Origin of the sequence: Echinimonas agarilytica (genome assembly GCF_023703465.1) — a bacterium.
Taxonomy (GTDB): domain Bacteria; phylum Pseudomonadota; class Gammaproteobacteria; order Enterobacterales; family Neiellaceae; genus Echinimonas; species Echinimonas agarilytica.
Genome location: NZ_JAMQGP010000001.1, coordinates 486,347 through 501,247 on the forward strand (window position 1 = coordinate 486,347; position 14,901 = coordinate 501,247).

General features: G+C 48.4%; 15 protein-coding genes. 11 read left to right on the forward strand and 4 right to left on the reverse strand.

The annotated features are described in order from the left end of the window. Nucleotides 1–7 precede the first annotated feature (7 nt). The 3 genes from NAF29_RS02080 to queG form a co-directional block, all read right to left on the reverse strand. A complete protein-coding gene (locus NAF29_RS02080; protein ID WP_251259822.1) occupies nucleotides 8–478 on the reverse strand; it encodes an NfeD family protein in 471 nt (156 codons plus the stop codon). Between the two features lie 13 nt (nucleotides 479–491). Continuing rightward, nucleotides 492–1,403, reverse strand: a complete 912-nt coding sequence (locus NAF29_RS02085) for an SPFH domain-containing protein (protein WP_251259823.1) — start codon at nucleotides 1,401–1,403, stop codon at nucleotides 492–494. Nucleotides 1,404–1,549: 146 nt separating this feature from the next. After that, entirely contained in the window at nucleotides 1,550–2,692 is a 1,143-nt protein-coding gene (gene queG, locus NAF29_RS02090; protein WP_251259824.1) for a tRNA epoxyqueuosine(34) reductase QueG, read from the reverse strand. A 6-nt stretch (nucleotides 2,693–2,698) separates the two neighbouring features. Here queG and NAF29_RS02095 point away from each other — a divergent pair, with 6 nt between their 5' ends. From NAF29_RS02095 to hflC, 9 genes are all read left to right on the forward strand, one after another. Further along, nucleotides 2,699–4,210 carry an NAD(P)H-hydrate dehydratase gene (locus tag NAF29_RS02095; protein ID WP_251259825.1) on the forward strand — a complete coding sequence of 504 codons (1,512 nt, stop codon included), beginning with the start codon at nucleotides 2,699–2,701 and terminating at the stop codon, nucleotides 4,208–4,210. Between the two features lie 4 nt (nucleotides 4,211–4,214). After that, on the forward strand, nucleotides 4,215–4,685 hold the full coding sequence (gene tsaE, locus NAF29_RS02100; protein WP_285817539.1) for a tRNA (adenosine(37)-N6)-threonylcarbamoyltransferase complex ATPase subunit type 1 TsaE: 471 nt from the start codon (nucleotides 4,215–4,217) through the stop codon (nucleotides 4,683–4,685). Between the two features lie 79 nt (nucleotides 4,686–4,764). Next, nucleotides 4,765–6,048, forward strand: a complete 1,284-nt coding sequence (locus NAF29_RS02105; protein ID WP_251259827.1) for an N-acetylmuramoyl-L-alanine amidase — start codon at nucleotides 4,765–4,767, stop codon at nucleotides 6,046–6,048. Beyond that, nucleotides 6,045–7,898 carry a DNA mismatch repair endonuclease MutL gene (gene mutL / locus NAF29_RS02110; protein WP_251259828.1) on the forward strand — a complete coding sequence of 618 codons (1,854 nt, stop codon included), beginning with the start codon at nucleotides 6,045–6,047 and terminating at the stop codon, nucleotides 7,896–7,898. The genes NAF29_RS02105 and mutL overlap by 4 nt, the downstream gene beginning before the upstream one ends. A gap of 51 nt (nucleotides 7,899–7,949) precedes the next feature. Next, nucleotides 7,950–8,849, forward strand: coding sequence for a tRNA (adenosine(37)-N6)-dimethylallyltransferase MiaA (gene miaA, locus NAF29_RS02115; RefSeq protein ID WP_251260255.1), 900 nt, complete (start codon nucleotides 7,950–7,952; stop codon nucleotides 8,847–8,849). Between the two features lie 79 nt (nucleotides 8,850–8,928). Continuing rightward, on the forward strand, nucleotides 8,929–9,192 hold the full coding sequence (gene hfq, locus NAF29_RS02120) for an RNA chaperone Hfq (protein WP_251259829.1): 264 nt from the start codon (nucleotides 8,929–8,931) through the stop codon (nucleotides 9,190–9,192). Between the two features lie 31 nt (nucleotides 9,193–9,223). After that, complete coding sequence (gene hflX / locus NAF29_RS02125; protein ID WP_251259830.1) at nucleotides 9,224–10,522, forward strand: ribosome rescue GTPase HflX; 1,299 nt, start codon at nucleotides 9,224–9,226, stop codon at nucleotides 10,520–10,522. A 44-nt stretch (nucleotides 10,523–10,566) separates the two neighbouring features. Then, nucleotides 10,567–11,718 carry an FtsH protease activity modulator HflK gene (hflK, locus tag NAF29_RS02130; protein WP_285817576.1) on the forward strand — a complete coding sequence of 384 codons (1,152 nt, stop codon included), beginning with the start codon at nucleotides 10,567–10,569 and terminating at the stop codon, nucleotides 11,716–11,718. Further along, nucleotides 11,718–12,599 (forward strand): protease modulator HflC, encoded by an 882-nt coding sequence (gene hflC, locus NAF29_RS02135; protein ID WP_251259832.1) that lies wholly within the window; start codon nucleotides 11,718–11,720, stop codon nucleotides 12,597–12,599. Before hflK ends, hflC begins: the two co-directional genes overlap by 1 nt. 70 nt (nucleotides 12,600–12,669) lie before the next feature. Here hflC and NAF29_RS02140 read toward each other — a convergent pair whose 3' ends face one another. Continuing rightward, nucleotides 12,670–12,927 (reverse strand): GrxA family glutaredoxin, encoded by a 258-nt coding sequence (locus NAF29_RS02140; protein WP_251259833.1) that lies wholly within the window; start codon nucleotides 12,925–12,927, stop codon nucleotides 12,670–12,672. Nucleotides 12,928–13,045: 118 nt separating this feature from the next. On the opposite strand from NAF29_RS02140, the gene NAF29_RS02145 reads away from it, so the two are divergent. Together NAF29_RS02145 and NAF29_RS02150 are read left to right on the forward strand one after the other, a co-directional pair. Next, the gene (locus NAF29_RS02145) at nucleotides 13,046–13,237 is read left to right on the forward strand and encodes a DUF2065 domain-containing protein (protein WP_251259834.1); all 192 of its coding nucleotides are present in this window, start codon (nucleotides 13,046–13,048) and stop codon (nucleotides 13,235–13,237) included. Between the two features lie 71 nt (nucleotides 13,238–13,308). Next, complete coding sequence (locus NAF29_RS02150) at nucleotides 13,309–14,604, forward strand: adenylosuccinate synthase (RefSeq protein WP_251259835.1); 1,296 nt, start codon at nucleotides 13,309–13,311, stop codon at nucleotides 14,602–14,604. Nucleotides 14,605–14,901: the final 297 nt, after the last annotated feature.

The window sequence follows — 14,901 nt, forward strand, 5'->3', positions numbered from 1 at the left end:
TGAACGATTAGTCTTTAATTTCGACAAGAAGCGTATTGCTGCGTTGCCCAATGACTTCTACTTTAGTGCCTAAAGGCCAATCTTGCTTATCACTTTGTTGGATTTCTACACGCCAATCAGAGTCACCGAGTCGTATCGTGCTTAAGCCATTTTCGCTAGGCTCCAACAAGTTGGATATTTTGCCATCATGTCGTCCCGACTGTTGATTCAAGTCAGGTTGATCACTTTCAATATTCGCAGGATTATAAAAGCGACGTCCGATCACCACCATCGCCACGGTTAATATTGAAAAGCTGACCAATTGCACTGTCCAGCTCATGGGAATGAGCCAATGTACCAGAGCAATGATCAAAGCGGCTAAACCGGGCCATAACAGCCAGCTCGATGGCACCACAATTTCGATCATGACCAGCACGATACCGAACACTGCCCAGTGCGTTGACGTTAAGTTTTGTAGGGTTTCGGTGAACACATTCATGGAAACCTCCTTGTTATTTTTGCATGCCTTGGAGTAGCTCTCGAACACCTTCCACAGCCCCAAGCACGCCGCTTGCTTCAAGTGGCATCATGATGACTTTATGGTTATCGGCAGAGGCCATTTTTTCCAGTGAAGTGACATAGCTCTGTGCAATGAAGTAATTCAATGCTTGGGGGTTACCTGCGGCAATTGCTTCGGAGACCATACGGGTGGCTTCGGCTTCGGCTTGGGCTTCACGTTCACGCGCTTCAGCATCACGGAATGCTGACTCTTTACGGCCTTCGGCTTCTAGAATTTGAGATAACTTCTCACCTTCGGCGTTTAAAATTGCGGCTTGGCGCTTGCCTTCCGCTTCTAAAATTGAGGCACGCTTATCACGTTCAGCCTTCATTTGGTTGGCCATGGCATCCACCAAGTCTTGCGGCGGAGCAATGTCTTTAATTTCAATTCGGACGACTTTAACACCCCAAGGCTCAGCGGCGGTGTCTACAACGTGGAGTAAACGTGAATTGATTTCGTCACGCTCACTGAGCATACGATCCAGCTCCATAGAACCCAGAACGGTACGAATATTGGTCATGGCGAGGTTACGCAACGCATGGTGTAAATGATTCACTTCATATACAGACTTAGCGGCATCTACCGGCACAAAGAACAGCAAGGCGTCAATGTTGACCATGGCGTTATCAGCACTAATGACTTCTTGAGAAGGGATGTCGAGCACTTGCTCCATCACATTCACTTTGTAACCAATGCGATCGACAAAAGGCACAATAAAGTGCAATCCAGGCTTTAAAGATCGAGTAAATTTACCAAAGCGTTCGATGGTGTATTCGAACCCCTGTTTCACACTAACAATGCCAGAGAAGGCAATGAATAAAACAAAGACCACAATGACCAATGGCAATATGGGTAATCCAGACATAAATGCTTCCTTTCGTTTTGATGTCGTTTAGGCCTCATTGAGGGGGAGGCGCGGTCAATCACAAGCTTACATTGCCATCGTCAAAAGTCGATATTGATCCTGTTACAAAATGAGTTTGATCATAAAAATCAAGTTATTGAGTAAGGTTAGTCGGCGTCGCGGGGTAAGCCTTGGCGCACGCTACGAATTAAACGAGCGGTCTTGCGTGTGGCGGCAGATAGCGCTTGTTGCTGCCGTTGCAACGCCCAGTCGATGTGTTCATCCACCACATCGCTAACACATTGGCGCGGTTGCTGAAGGGCTGCAATATGAGCCTCAGATGCAGATGCATTACCAATGGCAATAGCGATATTTCGTTGCCAACGTTCAAAGCCTATTCGACGGATGGGTGAGCCTGCAGTGTGACTCAAAAACTCATCTTCGGACCACTGAAATAAGGTGATTAAACTGTGGTCGTCCCAAATCGCCCGATGCTGATAGTCGGGTTCAGGTGAAATCTCGGCGTGGCGATTCCAAGGACAAATGAGCTGGCAGTCATCGCAACCGTATATGCGATTGCCCATAAGCGGCCGCAGAGCTTCGTCAATTGACCCCTCGTGTTCTATCGTGAGATAGGAGATGCAGCGGCGAGCATCAACCGTATAAGGTGAAACAATAGCATCCGTTGGGCATATTTTAATGCAGGCGACACATTCGCCGCACTGATTTTCTTGAATGGCATCAGACGTAACAGGCAGTGGGAGATTGACCATCAATTCTCCCAAAAAAAACCAGCTGCCTGATTGAGCATTGAGCAGTAATGAATGTTTGCCAATCCAACCTAACCCCGCTTTTTGGGCTATGGGACGTTCAAGAACAGGGGCTGAATCGACAAAGGGGCGAGCATTTAGAGATTCAACCTCTTGAGCAATACGGTCGCCCAATTGTTTAATGCGTTTACGCATGACCTTGTGATAGTCGCGTCCCACGGCATAGCGGCTAATGTAGGCATGATCGCGTTGCTCAAGATCTGAAGCAAATCGCGCATGCTCCGGTAGGTAATCCATGCGGACTGAAATAACGCGAACTGTCCCCGGATGCAGCAAGGACGGATCGAGTCTCAACTCACCATTGCGCTCTAGAAAGCTCATAGTGCCGTGGTAACCATTTTCAAGCCAAGTTTCAATGGCTTCACGGTTCTCTGAAAGGTCAATGTCACTGATTCCAACATCGTTGAGGCCTAGCTCTTTGGCCCACTGCCTGATATTGTTTGCCAGTTTAATTAGATCTGTTTCACTCGGTGTCGACATAAGCCCATGACTGGATACGAACTTTCTCCGACGAGTTTACCATATAAGCTCTATACCGGAGACCAAGTAAGAAAATATGAGCCAGTGGCGGCTCAAATTGCAGGCGCGACTTTGGCTGCGCTCATGGAGCGCGCGGGCGAAGCTTGCTTTAACGCGATTCGTCGTCGCTGGCAAAACAAGCAACGCTTGTTGATTTTATGCGGCCGAGGCAATAATGGTGGCGACGGCTACGTGGTGGCTCGTTTGGCCAAGCAGCACAGCTTCGGTGTGCAGTTGGTGCAAGTGGGAGACCCGAATGCACTCAGTGGCGAAGTCGCTCAAGCTCGCGACAAGTGGCTACAAATAGGCGGACAAATCTTACCTTTTGATGAAGCCAACATTGAGCAGGCCGATATTGTGGTAGATGCGTTACTGGGTACTGGATTAAACCGACCAGTCGAGCCGCCGTTCGATTACATGATCCAAGTGATCAATCAGCTCAATAAACCGGTCTGTGCGGTGGATATTCCATCAGGCGTTTGCGCCAATACCGGTCGAGTGCTGGGCGATGCTGTGGTGGCCGATTTGAGCGTATCGTTTGTGGCGCGCAAGCGTGGCATGTACACCGGCCGCGCAGCCGACTTTGTGGGCGATATCGAATTCGATGAGCTGGGTATTCGTCAAGCCTTTCAAGATCAAGTCGAAAGTAATGTTGAACAAGTCCGCTATGCGAACTTCAAACATTTTCTCCGCCCCCGAAATCGAACATATCACAAAGGCATGTGTGGCAAAGTTTATGTAGTAGGTGGCGACTTAGGCATGCCTGGCGCAATTCGCTTGGCGGCCGAAGCATGCCAGCGAGCAGGAGCGTCGATTGTCACTGTGGTCAGTCGTCCAGAGCATATTGGCCCTATTTTGTCGCATCGCCCTGAACTCATTGTCTCGGGCGCGCAAACCGCAGGGGCAATTTTACGCCAGCAATTGGCGGCGGCCGCGAAGGTGATTGTGGTAGGCCCAGGCATGGGCACTGAAAACTGGGGCCAGTCAATGCTCCAAATGTGTTTAGAAACCGATGTGCCATTAGTGGTGGACGCAGACGGCTTGAATATATTGGCCGCCACACCTTCAAAACGCGACAACTGGATTTTAACTCCGCATCCGGGGGAAGCTGCTCGTTTACTCGACACCTCCGTTGAAGCCATCGAAGATGATCGCTTTGCTGCCGCGACTCAGTTGCAGGCTAAGTATGGCGGCGTGGTCATCCTCAAAGGTGCGGGTACAGTGGTTACTGATGGCAACATGATTCGAATTTGCCGCGTGGGCAATCCGGGCATGGCAAGCGGCGGCATGGGGGACATTCTCAGTGGTATCATTGGAAGCTTGCTTGCACAAGGTATTCCAGCATTTGAAGCGGCTTGTTTGGCAGTTTGTATCCATGGTGATGCGGCTGATTTGGCAGCAGAAGTGGGTGAACGAGGCATGCTCGCCAGTGACTTGTATCCGCATGTTCGTCGTTTAGTGAACCCAAGCAGTGACTAACCTTATGAACGATTGTTTAATCATAAATTTGGCTGACGAAGTAGCGACAATGGCGCTGGGCAAGGACCTTGCTGCTCATGTCGCCCTCCCAAACGTGATATTTTTGCATGGTGATTTGGGCGCAGGTAAAACAACATTAAGTCGCGGAGTGATGCGTGGCTTTGGTCATAAAGGCACGGTGAAAAGTCCGACCTATACCTTGGTTGAGCCCTATGAATTTGACAGTGCCCAAGTTTACCATTTCGATTTGTATCGATTGTCGGACCCCGAAGAACTCGAGTTTATGGGGATCCGTGAATACTTCACACAAACGAGTTTGTGTTTGGTTGAATGGCCTGAGTGCGGTGAGGGAGTCTTGCCGCCCGCAGATATTGAGATTACATTAAAGTATGAAGCTGAAGGGCGCACCGCACAGTTGCTTGCTCATTCGGACAACGGAAAACGCACGTTAGAGGCGTTGTCCAAACACTATTAGATGCTAGTTTTACTGGTGAATTGGATTGATTTTGAAATGCTTTTTTAGGTCGCTATCGCGAGCGCTATTTGTCGTTGTCATGATGATGACTCTATCTGGGACTGCTTGGGCAGCTAACCAGCTTAAAAGTGTGCGTGTTTGGCCGTCACCCGACAGTACTCGAATCGTGTTTGATATGGCCGAGCAGCCTTCATACAGCCACTTCAGCCTGACGAACCCCAATCGCCTCGTCATTGATTTGAAAAGCACGGCAACAAAAATAGATTTCAGCAGTATCAAGGCCGACGGCAAGCTAGTCACCAAAGTCCGCACCTCGTCCGCACCTGAAAAAGGTACCTTGCGCGTTGTGCTAGAACTAACTCGCCCTGTGAAGCCTGTCTTATTTCCACTCTCGCCCACCAAACCCTACGGCAATCGGTTAGTCATTGACGCCTTTGACACCCGTGAACCTGCCAAAGCAGTGACTGCCGAGGAAAAAGCCGGTAAAAATCGGGATATTATTATTGCTGTTGATGCAGGGCACGGCGGAGAAGACCCTGGCTCCATTGGGCCCGGAAAGCGCTACGAGAAAAAGATAACCCTAGAAGTTTCTAAACGACTTGCACGCTATATCGATAGCCAAAAAGGCATGAAAGCCATTATGGTGCGGACCGGCGATTACTATTTGCATCCGAATAAGCGCTCTGATGTGGCACGTGAGAAACAAGCCGATTTGCTCATTTCTATTCACGCTGACGCGTTTACCTCTCCCAAACCGAGAGGTGGGTCTGTGTGGGTATTGTCCATGCGCCGAGCCAATTCAGAAATTGGACGCTGGATGGAGCAAACCGAACGGCACTCTGAATTGCTAGGCGGTGCTGCGGAAGTGATTGAAAATACCAATAGCGAGAAGTTTGTTGCTCGGGCGCTATTAGATATGTCGATGGACCGCTCTATGGTTGAAAGCCAAGCCGTTGCTGAACGCGTAGTGAAAGAAATGACGAAAGTCACCAAAATGCACAAGCGTAAACCTGTGGCCGCAAGTTTGGCGGTGCTGAAGTCGCCCGATATTCCATCTATTTTGGTCGAGATTGGGTTCATTTCAAATCCAACAGAAGCCAAATTGCTCTCCACCGCCAGCCATCAAGACAAACTCGCACGCGCTATTTTTCGGGGCACCGCTGACTATTTTAAAGCTGTACCACCTTCCGGTACCTATTTTGCCGCACAGTCGGCCGAGCGCCATACTGTGAAAAGTGGTGAGTCTTTGTCGGTTATTGCTAGCCGATATAATGTTTCGGTGCGTGATCTGAAAAACACCAATAATCTAAAATCTGACGTTGTACGCATTGGTCAGGTATTAAAAATACCGAGTGGCTCATGACGATCAAAATATTACCGCCTCGCCTTGCCAACCAAATTGCAGCAGGCGAAGTGGTGGAACGCCCTGCGTCGGTGATCAAAGAGCTGATTGAAAACAGCCTTGATGCAGGAGCAACACAGCTTGAGGTGCGAATTGACCAAGGCGGTCATAAACGGATTCTGATCCGAGACAATGGCAGTGGAATTGCCAAAAATGAGCTCACGCTTGCGTTAAGTCGTCATGCGACCAGTAAGGTTGATCACCTTGATGACATTGAACGAATTGCCACATTGGGCTTTCGAGGAGAGGCGCTGGCGAGTATCAGTTCAGTCTCGCGGCTCACTCTAACCTCCAAACCGGCTGATCAAACGGAAGCTTGGTTGGCGTACGCCGAAGGGCGCGATATGGGGGTACAAATCAAACCCGCAGCGCACCCCAACGGCAGCAGTGTGGAAGTGGCGGACCTTTTCTTCAATACGCCTGCTCGCCGCAAATTCTTGCGGGCAGAAAAAACGGAATTTCATCATATTGAAGAGCTGATAAAACGCCTGGCAATGGCACGTTTTGATGTGGGTTTCACGCTTATTCATAACGGCAAAACCATTCGCAATTTGCCGATCTGCAAAACAGATGCGCAAACTTCTCGTAGAATTGGCAGTATTTGTGGAACCGAGTTTGCTCGCAAAGCTCTTTATATTTCAGGGCAAAGTGGTGACATTCAATTGTCGGGGTGGCTTTTGCCTCCGAGCTCTTGTGCTCAGCAAAGTCCTGCGCAGTATACCTTTATTAACGGCCGCATGATTCGCGATAAAGTGGTGACGCATGCCATCCGTCAGGCCTACGCTGAGTTTATTTCAGACACCGGGCTTTCGGCATATGCGTTGTACTTAACCTTGCCGTTTGACCAAGTGGATGTGAATGTTCATCCGGCCAAACACGAAGTGCGGTTTATTCAGTCGCGCTTGGTGCATGACTTTGTGGTGCAAGCAGTACAAGATGCGTTGCGCCAGCAATTGCCACTTGCAACAGACGACGAAGAAGTGCTAGCAGAGCGCATTGACTACGAGACAGGGGAAGTGCTCGATACATCACCAACGCCTGAACAGGTTCATCGAGCCACAACAGCGCCAGTGAACGAACCTTATTCAGCCCCTGAACCTAGATACCCAAACCAAACGCAATCTGCACCTTCATATGCCCGAGAAAAACGGCCAACGGCAGAGCATTGGCAAGGCTATAACGCCTTAATGAGCCCGCAGCATGGAGTGACTTCTGGGCCATCAATAGCAAGTTCTAGCGCCGCAGATTCTTCTTACCCTGCAACCCCGCGCTCAACGGCTCCTGACGCCCTAATCGCTGAGCGTACGCTGAATTCGACGCCTCACCAGCTTATTTCACCGCATCACGGCGTGATTTTTCATGATGATAAGGTTTGGATACTCGACATCAAACAGGCCGAATCGGATCTTCACACCGATCTACAACCGCTACCTTGGCGCAAACAGCCACTGTTATTGCCGCTTGCAGTGGCCATTGAACGTTCACAAAGTGAACAGTGGCAGGCTGTTTCTGAGGTTTCTGAACGCTTTGGCATTGAAATTTACCTACAAAGCCCCAAGAAACTAATTATCCGCAGTTTGCCGGCATTGCTTCGTCACAATAATTTGGCCAAGCAGTTGGACGCTCTGCTTGGCGCATTGCAACATGATTCAGAGGCGTGTATTGCTCAGTCGTTATTGTCTATGGCCTATGGTCACGACAGTTGGAAATCACGAGCTAACCTGATAGTTGAAGGCGTAATGCAGCAACAAGAACCGACTCAGTGGTTACGTGAATTAAGCGCCGAAACCCTAATTTCACTGGCCCAATAACTGGAATCCACATTGGAAAATCAGAGCGAACTGCCATTGGCAATTACCATTATGGGGCCTACGGCTTCAGGTAAAACAGATCTTGCCATCGCGTTGGCCGAGCATCATAACTGTGAGCTGATCAGTGTGGATTCGGCTCTGGTTTATCGTGGTATGAACATTGGAACCGCGAAGCCAACCACGCAAGAGCAGCTTCGAGCACCTCATCGTTTAATTGATATTCGTGACCCGAGCGAACCTTATTCGGCAGCCGACTTTCGCACTGATGCATTGGCGCACATGGCCGAAATCACGGCGGCAGGCAAAACGCCAGTTTTGGTAGGCGGCACCATGCTTTATTTCAAAGCATTGCTGGAAGGCTTGTCGAGTCTGCCTAGTGCTGACCCACAAATCAGAGAACAAATTGCAGCAGAGGCCGCCGATAAGGGCTGGCAAACTTTGCACGATGAATTAGCGCAAGTCGATCCTGTGGCGGCAGCTCGTATTCATCCGAATGATCCGCAGCGTTTAAATCGAGCCATTGAAGTGTATCGAATCTCAGGTGAGACTATGACGTCTCACCTTGAACGGCAGCAACAAACGATGCCCGAATATCGCTTTGTACAGTTTGCCATTGCTCCGGCTGACCGTTCCATGTTGCACGAACGCATTGAGCGCCGATTTAAGCTGATGCTTGAGGCAGGTTTTCAAGCTGAAGTGGAAGCTTTATTTAAACGAAAAGAGCTACATACGGAACTACCGTCTATTCGAAGTGTCGGATACAGGCAGATGTGGTCGTATTTAGCCGGCGATCTTGACTATGATGAAATGGTCTTTCGCGGAATTGTAGCAACGCGCCAGCTTGCAAAACGTCAAATGACGTGGCTGAACGGGTGGCCTGATGTGCATTGGCTAGATACACATTCAGAGACAAATTTAGCTGATTTACTGTCCATATGCAGCCTTCGCTAGTCCACTAGACATAGGTTATACTTGCGGCAGCAATCAGTATTTTTAAAAAAACATAAATTAGAAAATAAAGGATCTATCCATGGCTAAAGGGCAATCATTACAAGACCCGTTTTTGAATGCGCTACGCAGAGAACGTATTCCTGTCTCAATTTACCTCGTAAACGGTATTAAATTACAAGGCCAAATTGAATCTTTTGACCAGTTTGTCATTCTGCTGAAGAACACTGTAAACCAAATGGTATACAAGCATGCGATTTCAACTGTCGTTCCAGCACGACCAGTTTCTCATGTCACTCAGCCGCAGCATGGCGGAAAAGGTGAATCTGACGGAAGTGATGAATAAATCACTGACGACGCAGTAAGGAGTCAAACGATTGTTTGATCGTTATCAGGCCGGTGAACAGGCAGTTCTTGTTCACATTGACTTCACCGACGAGCACGAGCGAGAAGATTTGCGCGAGCTCGAAATGCTAGTGACTTCCGCTGGCGTTGAGGTGAAAGGCGTGGTTCGGGGGACGCGTAAGTCCCCCCATCCAAAATATTTTGTAGGGGCCGGTAAAGCCGAAGAAATTGCCCAAGCCGTTAAACTCTACGAAGCCGATATCATTATTTTTAATCATGCATTGTCACCTGCTCAAGAACGCAATCTCGAGCAGTTGTGTGAATGTCATGTGCTTGCAAGAACAGGATTGATCCTCGATATCTTTGCTCAACGCGCACGAACGCATGAGGGTAAGTTGCAAGTCGAGTTGGCTCAGTTGCGCCATATTTCTACTCGACTTGTGCGAGGTTGGACCCACCTTGAGCGTCAAAAAGGTGGGATCGGGATGCGCGGTCCGGGTGAAACTCAGCTCGAAACCGATCGACGTTTGATTCGAGCTCGTATCGACAACATCACCGGACGACTGGAAAAAGTATCGAAGCAACGCGAACAAGGGCGTCGCTCGCGTCAGCGTGCTGAGGTGCCAACCGTTTCGTTGGTGGGTTATACCAATGCCGGTAAATCGTCGCTGTTTAATCAAATCACAGACGCCGGAGTGTATGCAGCTGATCAGCTGTTTGCGACGCTCGATCCGACGCTGCGAAAAATTGAGGTTGAAGATGTTGGGCCCACAATTTTGGCGGATACCGTTGGCTTTATCCGACACTTACCGCACGACTTGGTTGCTGCATTTAAGGCAACTTTGAAAGAAACCCAAGAAGCTGAATTGTTACTACATGTGTACGATGGTGCTGATGATCGATTCTCAGAGAACATCGATCAGGTGAATGATGTTCTCGAAGAGATCGATGCCGGTGAAGTGCCCGTACTATTAGTGTGTAACAAGATTGATTTGTTGGAAGGCGCTTTGCCTCGTATTGACAGAGATGAAGACGGCATGCCTTGGCGTGTTTGGGTCTCTGCGCAAGAAGGGCTTGGTATTGAACTTCTATTTCAAGCGCTTAAAGAGCGGTTGGGAAGAAACATGGTGGAGTATACATTGCGAATCCCCCCTGCACAGGGAAAGCTTCGTGGTATGCTCTATCAAAAGCACGTTGTTCAAGATGAGCAGTACACTGAACAAGGTGAATCAGAGCTTGTGATTCGCATTCAGGTAGCGGCATGGAAATCGTTACTTAAACGCGACTATCCGCAAGCGAATGACTACATCATTTCAGAAAAAATTGATTAATTAAGGTCTTCAGAGACTCAAAAACTATTATGAAAAAATCGATGATGGCCTGGCACGAACCAGGTGGGAAAAAACCTAACGATCCCTGGAATGGGAAGAAACAAGGTGATCAAGGTCCACCCGACCTTGATGAAGTGCTGAGTAATATTTCTAAAAAGCTTGGTGGCAAATTTGGTGGTGGACGTCCTGGCGGCGGAAACGACTCAGGCGCGATGAAATTTGGCGGCATATTAGTCGCTATCATCTTGCTTGTCGTTTGGGGGCTTAGTGGCTTCTACACCGTTCGTGAGGCTGAGCTCGGTGTGAAACTTAGGTTTGGTCAATATGCAGGTACAGTGCAGCCAGGCTTGCATTGGAAACCAACATTTGTTGACGAAGTAACGCCCATCGATGTGCGTACCGTCAACTCAATGCCAACCAATGGATTCATGCTCACGCGTGATGAAAATGTTGTGCGTGTTGAGATGGATGTTCAGTACCGTATTTCTGACCCTTATTTGTATATGTACAGCGTACAAAACCCCGATGACACATTGCGTCAGGCTATGGACAGTGCCTTGCGTTTTGTTGTGGGCCACACCGACATGGACGATGTATTGACCAGCGGTCGTGAGCAAGTTCGTGCCGAAACATGGGAAGAAATTCAGAAAATTATTGACCCATACAACACTGGTTTAGACATTGTTGATGTGAACGTTCAGCAGTCTCGTCCACCTGAGGAAGTGAAAGGTGCGTTTGATGACGCCATCTCTGCACAGGAAGATGAGCAACGTTATATTCGAGAAGCCGAAGCATATGCACGTGAAGTTGAGCCACAAGCCCGTGGTCGAGTGAAGCGTGTGTTAGAAGATGCTCGAGCGTACAAAGAGAAAAAAGTACTTGATGCACGTGGTGATGTGGCGCGATTCAATCAGTTACTTCCCGAGTATTTAGCCCAGCCAGAAGTCACTCGCAAACGTTTGTATCTTGAAACGATCGAAGAAGTGTATGGCAATAGCAATAAAGTGTTGGTTGATGTAGACGGAGGTAATAACCTCATGTATCTGCCACTCGACAAGATTATGTCGGGAGAAAAGCGCACTAAAACTGATAGCAACATGACGCAGCCTAAACGCACTCGTTCAACGCAATCTGCTCCAATTAATTCGAGCGGCCAAGAACGAAATGATCGCTTTAACGCGGGAGGAAGAAACTAATGAGGCCTCTAGTTTTAGTTTTAATTGCAGTGTTTGCACTGGCAGGTTATTCGTCACTGTTCGTTGTTAACGAAGGTGAGCGGGGAATCTCGATTCGATTTGGTAAAGTGTTACGCGATGCCCAAACAGCTGAAACCGTTGTGTTTGAGCCGGGTCTACACGTGAAAATTCCATTCATTGATAATGTGCGTTATCTCAACGCGCGTGTTCAAACTCTGGATGATCGTGCCGACCGTTTCGTGACATCTGAAAAGAAAGATTTGATCGTTGATTCATACGTGAAGTGGCGTATCAGTGACTTTTCTAAATTCTACTTATCGACACGTGGTGATATTTTTAAAGCCGAATCCTTGTTGAAACGTCGAATTAGTAACGGCTTGAGAACTGAGTTTGGTGCCCGTACGATTAAAGAGATCGTGTCAGGGGCGCGCAGTGAGTTGATGGAAAAAGCATTGTCTCAAGTTGCGGAAGGTGCCCAAGAGCTGGGGATCGAAGTCATTGATGTGCGTGTGAAGCAAATTAACTTACCGCCAGAGGTCAGTGAAAGTATTTATGACCGCATGCGAGCAGAGCGTACTGCTGTAGCTCGTGAGCACCGTTCAGAAGGTCGTGAGCAAGCCGAAGCCATTCGTGCCGACGTTGATGCCCGTGTAACGGTGATGTTAGCAGACGCCGAGCGTCAAGCGCGTGAGCAGCGGGGTACTGGTGATGCAGAAGCCGCTAAGATTTATGCGGACTCTTACGGTCAAGATCCAGAGTTCTATGAGTTCTTCCGTAGCATGCAAGCTTACCGCACAAGCTTTGGCCAGAGTGGTGACATGATGGTGATTCAGCCTGACAGTGAATTCTTCAAGTACATGAAGAACCCAACAGGCAAGTAAGCACATTGCACGATCAAAAAAAGATGCCCTTGGGCATCTTTTTTTTCGTCTCAATGATGGCAGCTGAATCTCAGAGTAGACCTTGTTCACGTACAATTTGTTCAAAGTCTGTGCAGCCACCAATGGGCTTCTCATCTAAGAAAATCTGTGGAACGGTTTCAACTTCTGAACCCACAGACTTAGACAGATCAGCTTTAGTAATGCCTTCCGCGTGAATATCAACATAACGAAATGTGAAATCATCGCGTGCTTCGGTCAATTGCTCAGCAAGCTGCTTAGCACGAACGCAATAGGGGCAGCCTGGGCGGCCAAAAATAACAGCAAACATAATAGTTCCTAATTCCTCATGAAGATTAGGGCAAGCATAACGGGTTCTGTTCGCTGCGCAAAGTGGAACATTCCCATTGGATTAATAGGTATTCTTTATGAGTGAGGAGATTAGCTCTATGAGTTTATTGTTGATGGCCATCGGAATTTTTTTGTTGCTCGAAGGACTCATGCCAGCATTGGCGCCAAACGCTTGGAAACGCGCACTTTTAGCCCTTTCAGAGTTGCCCAATAATCGTGTGAGACGCTTTGGTGGAGCAATGGTTATCGCCGGAGTTGTAATTTTGTGGCGGCTTTCGTCACAAAACTGATGATCAAGGTGCCCAAAGTCTGCTAAAATCCGCCCCTTTCGTGCGTCCAATCAGACCAAAAGAGACCAAACATGAGCAAGAATGTTGTGGTTCTCGGCACCCAATGGGGTGACGAGGGTAAGGGCAAAATTGTTGATTTGCTGACTGACCAGGCCAGCTATGTGGTTCGCTATCAAGGCGGCCATAATGCGGGTCATACACTGGTTATTGATGGTGAGAAGACTGTTCTCCACCTAATTCCATCTGGCATCCTACGTGATAACGTGAAATGCATTATCGGTAATGGCGTTGTGCTATCACCGGAAGCATTGTTCAAAGAGATCGCAATGCTTGAAGAACGTGGCGTTCCTGCAAAAGAGCGTTTGTTCATCAGCGAAGCGTGTCCTTTGATCCTGCCGTATCATGTGGCATTAGATGCAGCTCGTGAGCAAGCTCTGGGCAAGAAAGCGATTGGTACTACCGGTCGTGGCATTGGTCCAGCTTACGAAGATAAAGTATCACGTCGTGCATTGCGCGTAGGTGACTTGTTCAATGCAGAGAAATTCGCAGAGAAGCTCAAAACAGTTGTGGACTACCATAACTTTGCGCTACGCGAACTCTACAAAGTGGACGAAGTCAGCTACGAAGAAGTGCTTGAACAAGCGCTTGCAGTAGCCGACACCTTAAAAGCCATGTCGGTCGATGTGATTGATGTGCTGGATAAAGCCCGCAAGAACGGCGAAGCCATCATGTTTGAAGGCGCTCAAGGCACATTGCTCGATATCGACCACGGTACTTACCCTTATGTGACGTCTTCCAACACAACCGCTGGTGGTGTTGCAACGGGTGCTGGCTTCGGTCCATGTCATCTCGACTACGTATTGGGTATCGTGAAGGCTTACACCACGCGTGTGGGTGGCGGTCCGTTCCCAACAGAGCTTGATTGTGAAGTGGGACAATACTTGGGCGAGAAAGGCCATGAATTTGGTGCAACAACAGGGCGTCAGCGCCGTTGTGGTTGGTTTGATGCTGTGGTGATGCGCCGCGCGATTCAAATCAACAGTATTACAGGTTTGTGCCTGACCAAGTTAGACGTGCTCGACGGTTTGAAAGAAATCAAGATTTGTACCGGCTACAAAATGGCTGATGGTTCAATTGTTGATGTGCCCCCTTTGGCGGCAGAAGGCTACGAAGAAGCTACACCTGTGTACGAAAGCATGCCAGGTTGGGACGATAGCACATTTGGTGTTCAGTCTATGGAAGGCTTGCCACAAGCGGCTCTTAATTACATTGAGCGCTTGGAAGAACTGCTTGAAGTGCCATGTGATGTGGTGTCAACGGGGCCAGATCGTGTTGAAACAATTATTCGTCGTCATCCATTTAAATAAATGCAATGACAGATGATTCAAAAGGCGAGCTAATGCTCGCCTTTTTTGTGCCTAAATGTAGGACTGTTAAGAGTAAAATAACGTGAATGTTAATGCGTATTTCTCAATTTTATGTCTTAATTTCAGTTGCTTGATAAACGTCGGCTCCCTATGTGAATAGTCTCAGCTATTTCCCTATCAAATATTATATCGGGCATTGAAGAATATGAATGAGTGACTATCGGCGGCTCAATGCCGGCGGTTGTCCTTGATGATTTCGAGTTTGACTAAACTCACTTTCTCATAAGGCTGAAACTT

Coding starts and splice junctions, on each gene's coding strand:
- NAF29_RS02080 (WP_251259822.1), bottom strand. CDS start 478: ATGAATGTGTTCACCGAAACCCTACAAAACTTAACGTCAACGCACTGG.
- NAF29_RS02085 (WP_251259823.1), bottom strand. CDS start 1,403: ATGTCTGGATTACCCATATTGCCATTGGTCATTGTGGTCTTTGTTTTA.
- queG (WP_251259824.1), bottom strand. CDS start 2,692: ATGTCGACACCGAGTGAAACAGATCTAATTAAACTGGCAAACAATATC.
- NAF29_RS02095 (WP_251259825.1), top strand. CDS start 2,699: ATGACTGGATACGAACTTTCTCCGACGAGTTTACCATATAAGCTCTAT.
- tsaE (WP_285817539.1), top strand. CDS start 4,215: ATGAACGATTGTTTAATCATAAATTTGGCTGACGAAGTAGCGACAATG.
- NAF29_RS02105 (WP_251259827.1), top strand. CDS start 4,765: ATGATGATGACTCTATCTGGGACTGCTTGGGCAGCTAACCAGCTTAAA.
- mutL (WP_251259828.1), top strand. CDS start 6,045: ATGACGATCAAAATATTACCGCCTCGCCTTGCCAACCAAATTGCAGCA.
- miaA (WP_251260255.1), top strand. CDS start 7,950: ATGGGGCCTACGGCTTCAGGTAAAACAGATCTTGCCATCGCGTTGGCC.
- hfq (WP_251259829.1), top strand. CDS start 8,929: ATGGCTAAAGGGCAATCATTACAAGACCCGTTTTTGAATGCGCTACGC.
- hflK (WP_285817576.1), top strand. CDS start 10,567: ATGGCCTGGCACGAACCAGGTGGGAAAAAACCTAACGATCCCTGGAAT.
- hflC (WP_251259832.1), top strand. CDS start 11,718: ATGAGGCCTCTAGTTTTAGTTTTAATTGCAGTGTTTGCACTGGCAGGT.
- NAF29_RS02140 (WP_251259833.1), bottom strand. CDS start 12,927: ATGTTTGCTGTTATTTTTGGCCGCCCAGGCTGCCCCTATTGCGTTCGT.
- NAF29_RS02145 (WP_251259834.1), top strand. CDS start 13,046: ATGAGTTTATTGTTGATGGCCATCGGAATTTTTTTGTTGCTCGAAGGA.
- NAF29_RS02150 (WP_251259835.1), top strand. CDS start 13,309: ATGAGCAAGAATGTTGTGGTTCTCGGCACCCAATGGGGTGACGAGGGT.